General features: G+C 65.1%; 15 protein-coding genes. 13 read left to right on the forward strand and 2 right to left on the reverse strand.

The features are described 5' to 3' along the window. Positions 1 to 58: 58 nt before the first annotated feature. Complete coding sequence (locus P6U30_RS15200) at positions 59 to 808, forward strand: cation transporter (protein ID WP_407169772.1); 750 nt, start codon at positions 59 to 61, stop codon at positions 806 to 808. 385 nt (positions 809 to 1,193) lie between these two features. On the opposite strand, the gene P6U30_RS15205 is transcribed toward P6U30_RS15200, so the two are convergent. Beyond that, the gene (locus P6U30_RS15205; protein WP_407169773.1) at positions 1,194 to 2,258 is read right to left on the reverse strand and encodes a citrate/2-methylcitrate synthase; all 1,065 of its coding nucleotides are present in this window, start codon (positions 2,256 to 2,258) and stop codon (positions 1,194 to 1,196) included. Between the two features lie 253 nt (positions 2,259 to 2,511). On the opposite strand from P6U30_RS15205, the gene P6U30_RS15210 reads away from it, so the two are divergent. The 8 genes from P6U30_RS15210 to P6U30_RS15245 all read left to right on the forward strand — a co-directional run bounded on the left by P6U30_RS15210 (position 2,512) and on the right by P6U30_RS15245 (position 8,792). Beyond that, entirely contained in the window at positions 2,512 to 2,931 is a 420-nt protein-coding gene (locus tag P6U30_RS15210; protein WP_407169774.1) for a hypothetical protein, read from the forward strand. A 77-nt stretch (positions 2,932 to 3,008) separates the two neighbouring features. After that, complete coding sequence (locus P6U30_RS15215) at positions 3,009 to 3,308, forward strand: hypothetical protein (protein WP_407169775.1); 300 nt, start codon at positions 3,009 to 3,011, stop codon at positions 3,306 to 3,308. Between the two features lie 9 nt (positions 3,309 to 3,317). Beyond that, positions 3,318 to 4,742 carry a TolC family protein gene (locus P6U30_RS15220; protein WP_407169776.1) on the forward strand — a complete coding sequence of 475 codons (1,425 nt, stop codon included), beginning with the start codon at positions 3,318 to 3,320 and terminating at the stop codon, positions 4,740 to 4,742. A 12-nt stretch (positions 4,743 to 4,754) separates the two neighbouring features. After that, positions 4,755 to 6,113: a multicopper oxidase family protein gene (locus tag P6U30_RS15225; protein WP_407169777.1), complete on the forward strand. Its 1,359-nt coding sequence runs from the start codon at positions 4,755 to 4,757 to the stop codon at positions 6,111 to 6,113. Between the two features lie 46 nt (positions 6,114 to 6,159). After that, positions 6,160 to 6,615, forward strand: a complete 456-nt coding sequence (locus P6U30_RS15230) for a cupredoxin domain-containing protein (protein ID WP_407169778.1) — start codon at positions 6,160 to 6,162, stop codon at positions 6,613 to 6,615. 26 nt (positions 6,616 to 6,641) lie between these two features. Beyond that, positions 6,642 to 6,944, forward strand: coding sequence for a copper-binding protein (locus P6U30_RS15235; protein WP_407169779.1), 303 nt, complete (start codon positions 6,642 to 6,644; stop codon positions 6,942 to 6,944). A gap of 196 nt (positions 6,945 to 7,140) precedes the next feature. Further along, positions 7,141 to 7,413, forward strand: coding sequence for a hypothetical protein (locus P6U30_RS15240; protein WP_407169780.1), 273 nt, complete (start codon positions 7,141 to 7,143; stop codon positions 7,411 to 7,413). Positions 7,414 to 7,595: 182 nt separating this feature from the next. Then, positions 7,596 to 8,792: an MFS transporter gene (locus tag P6U30_RS15245; protein ID WP_407169781.1), complete on the forward strand. Its 1,197-nt coding sequence runs from the start codon at positions 7,596 to 7,598 to the stop codon at positions 8,790 to 8,792. Positions 8,793 to 8,850: 58 nt separating this feature from the next. On the opposite strand, the gene P6U30_RS15250 is transcribed toward P6U30_RS15245, so the two are convergent. Then, on the reverse strand, positions 8,851 to 9,396 hold the full coding sequence (locus tag P6U30_RS15250; protein ID WP_407169782.1) for a tetratricopeptide repeat protein: 546 nt from the start codon (positions 9,394 to 9,396) through the stop codon (positions 8,851 to 8,853). A gap of 278 nt (positions 9,397 to 9,674) precedes the next feature. On the opposite strand from P6U30_RS15250, the gene P6U30_RS15255 reads away from it, so the two are divergent. The 4 genes from P6U30_RS15255 to P6U30_RS15270 all read left to right on the forward strand — a co-directional run bounded on the left by P6U30_RS15255 (position 9,675) and on the right by P6U30_RS15270 (position 12,012). Then, positions 9,675 to 9,998 (forward strand): His-rich protein BRANT, encoded by a 324-nt coding sequence (locus P6U30_RS15255; RefSeq protein ID WP_407169783.1) that lies wholly within the window; start codon positions 9,675 to 9,677, stop codon positions 9,996 to 9,998. Between the two features lie 194 nt (positions 9,999 to 10,192). Further along, positions 10,193 to 10,627, forward strand: a complete 435-nt coding sequence (locus P6U30_RS15260) for a hypothetical protein (RefSeq protein ID WP_407169784.1) — start codon at positions 10,193 to 10,195, stop codon at positions 10,625 to 10,627. 262 nt (positions 10,628 to 10,889) lie between these two features. Then, entirely contained in the window at positions 10,890 to 11,606 is a 717-nt protein-coding gene (locus tag P6U30_RS15265; protein WP_407169785.1) for an outer membrane protein, read from the forward strand. 166 nt (positions 11,607 to 11,772) lie between these two features. Further along, positions 11,773 to 12,012 (forward strand): DUF6719 family protein, encoded by a 240-nt coding sequence (locus P6U30_RS15270; protein ID WP_407169786.1) that lies wholly within the window; start codon positions 11,773 to 11,775, stop codon positions 12,010 to 12,012. The last annotated feature ends 25 nt before the right edge of the window (positions 12,013 to 12,037 follow it).

Raw genomic sequence — 12,037 nt, forward strand, 5'->3', positions numbered from 1 at the left:
TGGACCGGCTTGAATCACCAGCATCGGCCGCCGTATCCTTTTTCCGGAAGGACGACCGATGACCGATTGCTGCGAGCAGAAGACATCCGAATGCTGCGCGCCACCGCCGCTGACATTGCCGAAGACCACCGGCGTGCCGACGGTGGAGCGCCACTGCGCGGCTGACGCGTGCTGCTCGGGCGGCGTTCCGGTGTTTGACGGTCTCGATCCGCGCTACAAGCGCATTCTCTGGACAGTGATCGGCATCAACGGCGCCATGTTCCTGACCGAGATGATCGCGGGTCAACTGTCCGGATCGCAGGCGCTCAAGGCGGACGCGCTCGACTTCCTGGCCGACACGGTCACTTATGGGCTGAGCCTTGCGGTGATCGGCGCCAGCCTGCGTACGCGCGCCTCCGCAGCGCTGTTGAAGGGCGCTTCGTTGAGCCTGATGGCGCTATGGGTGTTCGGCTCGACCGTTTACCAGACCCTCGTTCTCGGTGTTCCGAAAGCCGAGGTGATGGGCTGGATCGGCGCGTTGGCACTCGCTGCGAATTTGGCATCGGTTCTGCTCTTGCTGCCGTACAAGGATGGCGATGCCAATGTTCGCTCGGTCTGGCTCTGCTCGCGCAACGACGCGATGGGAAATCTCATCGTGATGGTGGCCGCCTTGGGCGTTTGGGGGACGGCCACGCGATGGCCCGACCTCGCGGTCGCGGCCGTCATGGCGGCGATATTCCTCACCTCGTCGGTGCAGATTCTGCGGCAGGCGTGGGCCGAACATCGCGAGGCGGCGGCGCTGCGCAGTCCGACGGCGGCGCGCGGCTGATTGAGCGGCACACGTGTGCGTGTGTCGAGCCGCCGTTCGCGTCCGCTTTTAGGCTCGGGCTCGAACTAAAGCGGGACGAGCTTGGATTGAATCGACTCGCGGCGGCTTCGGTCTACCTCTCCCCGTCGGGGGCAGGCCTATCGCATATGCTGCCTTGGGCGGCTGTGCACGTACTCGGCCTCGTGGTTCGAGACGCGCCGCAAGCGGCGCTCCTCACCATGAGGATCTACTATTGTGCCGCAAAACAAGACCTCATCCTGAGGAGCTCGCCAAAGGCGGGCGTCTCGAAGGATGGGCATAGGGCGCTTTCCTCCCAAATGCAGTTGCCTCCCAAGAGAGAGGTGACCTCCGCCGCTATTTCGGATCAAGCTGACCCCGTCATGCTTTAGTTATTCAAGGCCGGCCCGACGTAGCGGCTGGTCGGGCGCAGCATCCGGCCGGTGGCTTTCTGCTCCATGGCATGCGCGAGCCAGCCGACCGCGCGCGTGGTGGCAAATGCCGGCGTGAAGGCATCGCGCGGAATCCCGCAGGCCTCCAGCAGGAGCGCGGCATAGATCTCGAGGTTCGGGCGCAGCGTCTTGTCGGGACGTTGGCGCGCGAGGGCCGCGAGCGCCTTGCGCTCGAACGCGAGGGCGAATTGCAGGCGCGCATTGTCGCCGCCGAGCTGGCGGACCGCGTCCGCGAGCAGCGCGGCGCGCGGATCGCCGTTCGGAAACGCGCGGTTGCCGAAGCCCGCCAGCCGCTCGCCGGCGGCGAGCTTCCGATCGAGCCAGGCGTCGACATCGCCGCTCGCCTGCGCCTGATCAACCATCGTCAGCGCCGGACCGGGCGCGCCGCCGTGCAGTGGACCTTCGAAGGCGCAGTAGGCGGCCAGCACCGCCGCAGCGAGCGTCGCGCCGGTCGAGGCGACCACGCGCGCGGCAAGCGTGGAGGGGCCGAGGCCGTTTTCGGCCGCGACGACAAAGTAAGTGTCAAGCGCGTGAACCAGGTCGGGCGTGGCGGCCGTCCCGGAGACCATCCTCAGCACGTCGGCGGCCGTCGCCAGCGCGGGAGCGGGCGGGACGGGAGGCAAGCCCCGTTGCTGGCGGATGATGGCGGGACCACCGACCGCAAGCGCGCCGATGATCTCCGCCGGTGTGCTGTGATCCGGCAATGCCGCCAGGCATCGGCGAGTCGCTTCGCCCGGCGTCGCACCCGTTGTGGTCGGCAGCCACGAGTCGAGACGGTCGAACGCCCGCTGTCGGCCAGCGCCAAACTCCGCGGTGATGCGGTTGCGTGTCAGTCCTTCGCCGGCGAAGCCTTCCCACAACAGCGTGACCAGTCCCTCGAAGCCGAGATCGCGTGCGGCCGTTTCGAGCGGTACGCCGCGGATCCACAGCCGCGAAGCCAGCGGATCGGAATGGCTGAGGACGGTTTCAGCAGCGACGACGCCGTCGAGACCTGCTTTCATGCGCTGCACCTCTTGAGGGGGTCTTGGTCCGAAGACGGATTGAGGATGTCAAACGTAGAACCAACAACGCTACCTGATCTCCCTGTGCTTGTCAGATGGTCGCAGCATGATGGTCTTGAAAGGGAGCAGGATTGAATGATACCCGGCAGGGGTATATAGCTGGGGCGGAATCGGCCGCGTCGAGATTGGGCTAGGCCCGCAGGCCAACGGAGATGCACGGCAGGTGTTTGTGCGACTGAGCAGAGCAGGACGGATGCGGGCCGGATGTTTGATCGTCCTCGCCTATCTGTTTTGCGTGCTTGCGCCGTCGGTGTCGCTTGCGCTCGGAGCTCCGTTTCCCTGCCTGACCGACGAGGTCCAGCCGGTTGCCACGATGCACAGCCACGAGGCGCCGGTGTCGATGGCTCAGGCCGACGGCGCCGGCCACGATCATCACGGCATGCATGCGCATCACGCGGCTGATGCCGCGACCCCGCCCGCCAACCATAGCCATGGCCACGACGGAAACAGTTCGCCAGGCCCGTGCTGTGCGATGATGTGCGTGTCGGCGATGCCGGCTGAGCTTCCCGCCGTTGCCGGTCCTCTGCATCCGATCGCGACGCGGATCTCCGAGGCCAGTCGCGGCCTGCGCAGCGAGGCGCCTGCGCGGCTCTATCGTCCCCCCATCGTCTGATCTTGATTGAAGCCGTGGCGGTGACGCGCGTCGGCGCGCGGCCGCCTGTGATTCATCTTTGAGATCAGGGACCACCCATGTTTTCGCATCTCGGGGCGAGCCGCGCCGCCGTGGCACCGGCGCGTGGCCGGCGCAGCCAGCTCACTCTCCTGTGGCGGACGGCCGCCGCTGTCGTTGCGGCCGCATTGCTCGCCGGCTGCATGTCGGACCGCACGCCGGTTGCGGTCGCCGGCGATCCTGCGAACCCCTCGGCGGGCAGCGCCAGCGTCGGCTACCGCTCGACGATCGCGCCCTACACCAGCCTGCGTCCGTCGACGCCGCAGCCGTGGCGTGAGCGCAACGACAGCGTGACGCCGCCTGCGCGGCCGGATCATTAGGAGCGTGCCATGCGACATCTCGCTATCGCGCCAGTGCTGCTCCTCGCGGCCTCCGGCCTCTCGGCCTGCGCCTCGTTCTCACCCGATGCCGGCATGACCGTCGTCTCCGATGTCACCGAGCGGGCGATCGGCAAGGACGTGGCCTTCGTGCGTTCCGCGGACGAGGCCGCAATTGTCGACGCTGCGGTGAAGCGGCTGCTCGCGCGCAACCTGACGGCCGATACCGCTGTTCAGGTCGCGCTCTTGAACAACAGGGGATTGCAGGCCGCCTATAACGAGCTGGCGCTGGCGGAGACCGATCTGGTCGCGGACAGCCTGCCGCCGAACCCGACCTTCGCCATCTCGCGCATTTCCGGAAACGGCGCGAGCGAAGTCGAACGCCAGGTCGTGGGCGACATCCTCGCGCTGGCAACATTGCCGGCCCGCTCCGAGATCGCGCGCGAGCGCTTCCGCCAGGCGCAGCTCAGGGCGGCGCTCGCGACATTGCGGCTCGCCGCCGATGTGCGGCGTGCCTATGTCGCGGCCGTTGCCGCGAACGAGACGGCCGTGCTGCTGACGGATGCCAAGGCGACCGCCGAATCGACCGCGCAGCTTGCGAAGAAGCTCGGCGAGACCGGCGCGATGAACAAGCTCGACCAGGCCCGCGAGCAGGTGTTCTACGCCGAGATCACGACCGATCTCGCCAGCATCAGGCAGAATGCGGCGAGCGCGCGCGAGCGGCTGGCGCGGCTGATGGGGTTGTGGGGCGGGGCACTCGGCTTCCGGCTTCCGAACAAGCTGCCGGCATTGCCCCAGCATCCGCTCGAGCAGCCATCGATCGAGATCGCCGCGGTCAGCCACCGCGTCGATCTGCAGATTGCCCGCATGGAGCTTGTGGCACTTGCCAAGACGCTCGATCTCACCGAGGCGACGCGCTTCGTCACGCTGCTCGACATCGCCGGCATCGACAAGCGCACGCACGATCCCGAAACCACGCCGTTCAAGGAGCACGGCTTCGATGTCCAGTTCCAGATTCCGATCTTCGACGGCGGTGAGGTGCGCGTCCGTCAGGCCGCCGAGACCTACCGGCAGGCGGTCAATCGCCTGACCGAGAAAGCGGTCAACGTTCGCTCGGAAGCGCGCGATGCCTATCGCGTCTATCGCTCGACCTATGACATCGCCGCCCACTATCAGCGCGAGGTGCTGCCGCTGCGGCAGATCATCACCGAGGAGATGCAGCTCCGGTTCTCCAGCATGCAGGTCGACGTGTTCGCGCTGCTGACCGAGGCGCGGCAACGCCTCGCCTCATTGCGCGCCGCGATCGATGCCAGGCGCGATTTCTGGCTGGCGCAGTCCGAGTTGCAGACCGCGGTTAACGGCGGAGCGGAGGGCGCGCCACCGGCACTATCAACCACCGCTTCGGCCGCGCAGCCCGCGGCGGGCGCCGCGCATTGAAGGAGACACCAGATGTTTTCACGACGAGGATTTCTCGGCACCGCGGCGCTGGTCACGGCGAGCGCGGTCAGCGGCCGCGTCCAGGCCGCCGCCATTCCGGAGGCGCCGACCATGGACAAGGCGGTGATGCAGCCGCCGCTGCATCCGTCGAGCGGTCCCGACTACCGGCCTGTCGTCACGCTCAACGGCTGGTCGCTGCCATGGCGGATGAACGGCGACTGGAAGGAATTCCATCTCGTCGCCGAGCCGGTGGTGCGCGAATTCGCTGACGGCATGAAGGCCAATCTGTGGGGCTATAACGGCCAGGCGCCCGGACCGACCATCGAGGCGGTCGAAGGCGACAAGGTCCGTATCTTCGTCACCAACAGATTGCCTGAACATACCACCGTGCACTGGCACGGCATGATCGTGCCGAGCGGCATGGACGGCGTCGGCGGCCTCAATCAGCCGCACATCCCGCCGGGCAAGACCTTCGTCTACGAGTTCGAGATGAAGAAGAGCGGGACCTTCATGTACCACCCGCATTCCGACGAGATGGTGCAGATGGCGATGGGCATGATGGGCATGTTCGTCGTGCACCCGCGCGATCCGGCGTTCCGCCCCGTGGACCGCGACTTCGTCTTCATCATGAGTTCGTACCTGATCGACCCCGGCACCTATCTGCCGAAGGTCAACGAGATGACCGACTTCAACATGTGGACCTGGAACAGCCGCGTCTATCCCGGCATCGATCCGCTGCCGGTGCGGCTCGGCGACAATGTGCGTGTGCGCATCGGCAACCTGACCATGACCAACCATCCGATCCATCTGCACGGGCACGCCTTTGCCGTAACCTGCACCGACGGCGGCTGGGTGCCGGAGAGCGCGCAGTATCCGGAGACGACGACCGACGTGCCGGTCGGCGCAGTGCGGGTGTTCGACATGCTCGCCGACAACCCAGGCGACTGGGCGTTCCACTGCCACAAGTCGCACCACACCATGAACGCGATGGGCCACGACGTGCGCAATCTCATCGGCGTGTCGCGCAGGGATCTGGCGAAGGCGGTCGGAAGACTCGCGCCCGATGCGATGGTGATGGGATCGACCGGCATGGCGATGGGCAACATGGAGATGCCGGCGCCCGACAACACGCTGCCGATGATGACCGGCACCGGGCCGTTCGGCCCGATCGAGATGGGCGGCATGTTCACGGTGATGAAGATCCGCGAGGGGCTCGGCCGCGACGACTACTCAGATCCGGGTCCCTACAGCTATCCGCCGGGCACCGTCGCCTATGAGGTCGAGGCGCCCGCAGCCGAGCCCACGCGCCAGCCACCGCCGGCCCCGGCGGAGCACAAGGACAGGCCGTCAATGAAGGGAATGAAGATGTAGCTCGATCAAATCCGTCATCCGCATCAAACGCACAATGGAGAATCCCATGGAAAACTTCACCAGGATCGGCGTCGCACTCATGGCGCTGTCGATCACCGTGGCGCCGTCCCGCGGTCACGAAAAACACGAATCCTATTCGGCCGGCGAACCCGGCGATCCAAGCAAGCCGTCGCGCACCGTCGAGATCGAGATGAAGGAAATGGAGTTCACGCCGTTCCGGATCGAGGTGACGCGCGGCGAGCAAATCCGTTTCGTAATCCGCAATGCCGGCACCGAAGATCATGAATTCCTGCTCGCAACCACCGCGGAGAATCTGAAGCACGCCGAGGTGATGAAGAAGCATCCGCATATGGAACACGACGATCCGAACGGCGTTCGCGTGGCGCCGAAGAAGAGCGCGGAGATTCTCTGGAAGTTCACCAAGGTCGGGACGTTCGAATATTCCTGCCTGATCCCCGATCACCGCGATTACGGGATGACCGGTCGCGTCACCGTCAAGTGAGACCGGCAACCATGAAGGACACGATGATGAACAGGATGATCCGGATGACAGGCGCGGCGATGTTCGCGCTGACGCTGTCGTTGGGTGCGGCCGCCGCGCAAGGCGCAGCGATCGACGGTGAGGTCAAGAAGATCGACGAGAGCGCCGGCAAGATCACGCTCAAGCATGGACCGGCCAAGAGTCTCGGCATGGACGAGCCCATGACCATGGTCTACCGCGTCAAGGATGCGGCGATGCTCAAGCAGGTCAAGGTCGGCGACAAGGTGCGATTCGAAGCGGAGAATGCCGACGCCGGCTATACCGTCACCAAAATGCAGAAGTCGAAGTGAGGCGATGACCGGCATCGCGCGGTTGCGCCCGCTGCGATGCCGGTCGACCGCGTTACGCTTCACCCGCGGCTGGTTAACCTCGCGAACGGCTCCATTAACTCTACCCGGCCGGAAAACGCGTTGATCGGCCGCATCACTGGAACGCGATCGGCATTGGTGCGTTGCTGTGCATTCCAGCGCACAGAAGGGCCTTTCCATGAAAATCCACGCCGCGGTCATGCTGATAGCGACACTCATGCTGTCGGGAACCGTGCTGGCGCAGAGCTCCGGTCCCACGGCCGGAAATGGACAGGCCGGTAATGTCACCACGACGGGTCAGGCGCTGAACAGCGCCAAGAAGACCGGCGACAGCGGCCCGCCGATCGACAAGGCGGCGCGCCAGGCGAAACCGGACGCGGGCGCCGCCAGCAATACGGTCGGCGTAAACCGCGGGACCAAGGCCGACCGGCGCAACGAGCACTATCCGTAGCCACCGCACCTCGATTCGTCCGCGATCGGGAGCGGCGCCGCCGTTCCGAGCCGTGGATGGCGTCGCCTCCGGGGCGAGGCTGTCCGCGCCGGTCATCACGGTGTCATGTGCTATCGGTTAGCCATGGCGTTTCGATTGCGACGGGCAGCACGGGGATGGAAGGCCGGGCACGGCTTCTCGGAATGAACCGAGAGATTGCGGGCGTCCTGGTTGTGCTCGCGGTCGCGCAACTGATCGGGTGGGGGAGCCTCGGCCTGCCGGCCATCGTCGGGCGGCGAATCGCCGCCGATCTCCAGATCGCGCTTCCAACGGTATTTGCAGGAACCTCGGTCCTCTACGTGACGATGGGCCTGTGCGCGCCGCTGCTCGCCGAACCGTTTAAGCGCGCAGGCGCTCGGCGTGTCATGATGGCAGGCGCCGCGGTCGCAGCGCTCGGTTTCGTCCTTCTGGCCTGCGCGCAAGAGGTGGCGCTCTATTTCATCGCCTGGACGATCCTTGGCGTCGGTGGCAGCGCAGCGCTGAGCACCGCCGCTTACATCATGCTCAACGAGGTGGCCGGCCGGCATGCGAAGGGCGCGATCGGGGCTCTCATGCTGGTCACCGGACTGTCCAGCAGCATCTTCTGGCCAACGACGGCATGTCTCGCCGACGCGGTCGGCTGGCGCGGCACCTGCATGGTCTATGCCTTGGCGATGGGCTTGGTCTGCTTGCCGCTCTACACGTTCGGGCTGCCGCGCCGGACCGCTGGTGCCGTGGGTTCAGAGACTTCATCGGAGCGGTCGGCAGCGCCGTCTGCCCCGGACAGAAGCACTTTCGTCCTGGTGGTGGCGGCGATTGCGCTCAACGCATTCGTCAGCATCGGCTTCAGCGCAATCCTTGTCGAGCTCCTGAAGGCGCAGGGGCTCTCGGCGACCGAAGCGGTTGCGTTCGGATCGACGCTGGGCGTCGTGCAGGTGTCGGCGCGCGCGATCGATTTCATCGGCGGCGGACGCTGGGACGGCATTACGACGGGCCTTGTCGCGGGCACGCTGTTGCCGGTCGCCATGCTGATCCTGATCTTCGGCCACGGCGTCTATTGGTCGATCGCGGCTTTCATCCTGATCTACGGCATGGCCAGCGGCGCGCTCGCGGTTGCGCGCGCAACGATCCCGCTGGTGTTCTACGATAGGGGTGCGTTTGCCAAGGCGACGTCGCATATCGCGCTGCCGCTGAACCTGATCTCGGCGGCAGCGCCGCCGATCCTGGCCGCAATGCTCACGCACTTCGGTAGCGACGCGCTGCTGGCGCTCGCGATGCTGTGCTCGAGCGGCGCGCTCGTCATGCTGCTCATGCTCGGCCGCCGGCGACGCATGATCGGGACAGCCGCCACCACCTCATAACAGAAAGCCGGCGCGGTCGTGTCGACCGCACCGGCGGGATGCTGCGAAGTCAATCCGCTCAGTAGACGAGGCCAGTGCCCGGCGGCTTCTCCAGCGCTGCGGCCAGCGAGCGGTATTCGTCGCTGTTGGTGCCCGCGAGCTGCGCGATGCGGTTCAGATGGAATTCGGCCTGGTCGCGGTTGCCTTGCTCGAGCTGCCACAGGCCGTAATACTGCCAGGTGCGCACATGATTGGGATCGGCTTTGAGCGCGCGCTCGTACCAGATCTGCGACACCTTGTAGTCGCCGAGCTTGCGATAGGAGTAGCCGATCAGATTGGCGACGTCGGCGCGATCGTCCTGGCCCAGCGCCTTCAACTGCTCGATCGCGGCGGCGTAGTCGTGGCGATCATAGATCGTGGTGTAGGCTGCGTGGTAGCCGGCCAGGAACTTTGGATCATCGATCGACGATCTCCTGTCCTTCTTGGTCGCCTTCTTGCCCTTGCCGCTATCGGACGCGGGCGGGGAGGGTTCATCGCTGCCCGCGGCGTACGCCTTGATGACGGGGCCGCCCGCAAGGGCTATCGAGAGCACCGCGAGGGTCAAAAACCTTGTCGTCCTGCTCATTCCTGGTCGCTCCTGATCGTTCCTGATCGCGCTCGGTAATCCTACACCGAAGCCTGCCGACTTGAACACCCGAGGCTTCAGAACATTCCCAGCCGCCGCGCGATTCCACGTGATCGCCGGTGGCGCCGGCGCATGACAAAGAAGTCATTCAGATGAATGAACACCGGCAGCGTCCTTCAGGACGGGTTCAGTGCGGGCTCTCTAAGGTCGACTCCATTGATCGGCGAGGCCGACCATCCGGCCGGGTAACTCTCGATCCCGTGGAAGAGGAGACCACCATGTTGAAGTCGATTTCCGCAGCGCTGCTCGCCATGTCCGTGATCGCTGCCCCGGCGCTCGCCGCCGAGCAGGCCAAGCCCGCGACCTCCACGCCTGTGACCACGCCCGCGCCGGCGACCAAACCCGCGCCGGTGATCAAGAGCGAGCAGGCGCCCTCGAAGGCCCTGAACGCCAACGCGAAGATGACCCGTCACCACACCCAGCACTATCGGCACCACAAGCATATGGGTCTTCTGAAGGTGAAGAAGGCGCCGAAGCACGCCAGCCAGCACGTTAAGGCGAAGGTCGCGGTCAAGCACGTCGCGCCGGTCAAGCGCGGCTGAAACTGATCCGCCGGCGCGGTTTCGATCCACATTGCCCCGCTGCGCCGGCGGGTGTCAGACCCGGCCCGTTCGCCATTGCTTCCCCAGTGGCGGCGGGCCGGTGTGCTGTCTTGGCCTGCCTATTGAGCATTGCGATAACCGAGTTGCGAATTCCATTCCGGCCCCGGGCGGTCTAAGAGGTCGTCACGGGGATCATGGAACTACGGCGCTTGGGGACTTCAGCTAAACTTGCGGCGATCTTGGCGCTGTCGATCGGGCTCGCCGGCTGTGCCGGCGGCGACAGCGGGCCAATCTCGTTCACCGCCGATCGGGGCGCGGCCGACCAGCCGTTTCCGACCAATTACCGCGCCGAGATATTGGCGTTCATGCGGACCTATCTGAACAATCCGGTCGGCGTACGCGATGCAGCTATTGCCGAGCCGGTGCAGCGGACGATCGGCGGCCGCCTGCGCTACGTGGCGTGCGTGCGCTACAGCGCAAAGGACTCAGACGGCAATTACCGCCCGGCCCGCGAGCACGGCGTGGTGTTCGTCGATGGCCGGCTCGACCGCATCATGGAGAACGCCGCCGAGCTCTGTGCCGGCGTCTCCTACGGGCAGTTTGCCGAATTGGGCAATTTGTCGCGGTAGTATAGTGGGCTAGGCCATTGGTTAGCGCGAACCGATCACTTTTCGGGGAGCGCTGAACCTCACCTTAGGTATTTGCGACTTCCGTCACGCGGAGGCGTGATTACTTAACCGATCAAAAATCTTCTATGATCAGGAACAAACGGCCGTTGTTGCCGCCCTGTCACAGCTCGGGAAGATCACGGCTGCGGCATTGCCCCAAAGCAACCTAATTGAGGTCACGTTGTTTGGGTTGATAGCGCAACGCTAGTAATGGGGACCCCAAATGAAGAAGTTTCTGCTCGGCACCGTCGCCTTGGCCGCGCTGGCGAGCCCGGCGCTTGCGGCTGACATGCCGGCACGCACCTATACCAAGGCACCGCCCCCCGTGACCGCGCCTGCGCTCGTCTACAATTGGACCGGCTTCTATATCGGCGGCCATGTCGGCGGCGCGTTTACCGACGGCAACAACCTGATGGGCAGCGATGCGCGCTTCATGGGGGGCGTCCAGGGTGGTTTCGATTACCAGTTCGCCCCCAACTGGGTGATGGGTGTCGAGGCGCAGTACAGTTGGCTGCCGAGCTCGTCGAACAATGGCGTGCTGTTTCCCGGAGGTACGCTTGTGACCGGCAATACCGACCAGATCGGTTCGGTCACCGGCCGCCTTGGCTACACCTGGGGTCCGGCGCTGCTCTACGCCAAGGGCGGTTATGCCTGGCGTGACAACAACAATCTCACTGCGTCGGTTGGTGGCGTGCCGGCGGCCTTCACCACCGACGGCAACCACAAGGACGGCTACACCGTCGGCGCAGGCCTCGAATACATGTTTGCCCCGAACTGGTCGGCCAAGGCCGAGTACCAGTACTACAATTTCGGCAAGACTACCTTCACGAGCGGCCCGGCCGACATTGTCGGCACGAGCTTCCGCAACGACGAGCACACCGTCAAGCTGGGCATCAACTATCGCTTCGGTTGGGGCGGCCCGGTGGGCAGCAACTACTGATCGTCAGTTCGCTTGAATGCAAAAGGGCCGGCTTTCAGCCGGCCCTTTTGTCTTGGCGCGATCGCGTGTCGCGTCCCATGCAATGCAAAAAAATAATTCCTGCCTTGCACGGAACTTTCACCGTCATGCGCTATTGTGCGGCTGCCGGGTTGGTGGACAAACACACATGCGTAACGTTGCGTTAGGGCTCATTCTCTCTGCGGTGTCCGTGCCGTGCCTTGCCCAGACTGTCCTCAAATCCGAGCCCCTGATTCTTGCACCCTATGAGGTCGTGCTCGTGCAGGACGCATCTTGTCCGACCGGCAAGGTCCTCAAGGTCACCGGCGCAATCCGGGGTCTCCATCGACGGAAGGTCTGTGTTTCGCTCGCCTCCGAGCAGGCTTCGCTCGCGACGGCGACGCCGTAAGGCCGCAGGATCATCCTACGTGCAG

The organism is Bradyrhizobium sp. ORS 111, from assembly GCF_045571485.1.
GTDB lineage: Bacteria > Pseudomonadota > Alphaproteobacteria > Rhizobiales > Xanthobacteraceae > Bradyrhizobium.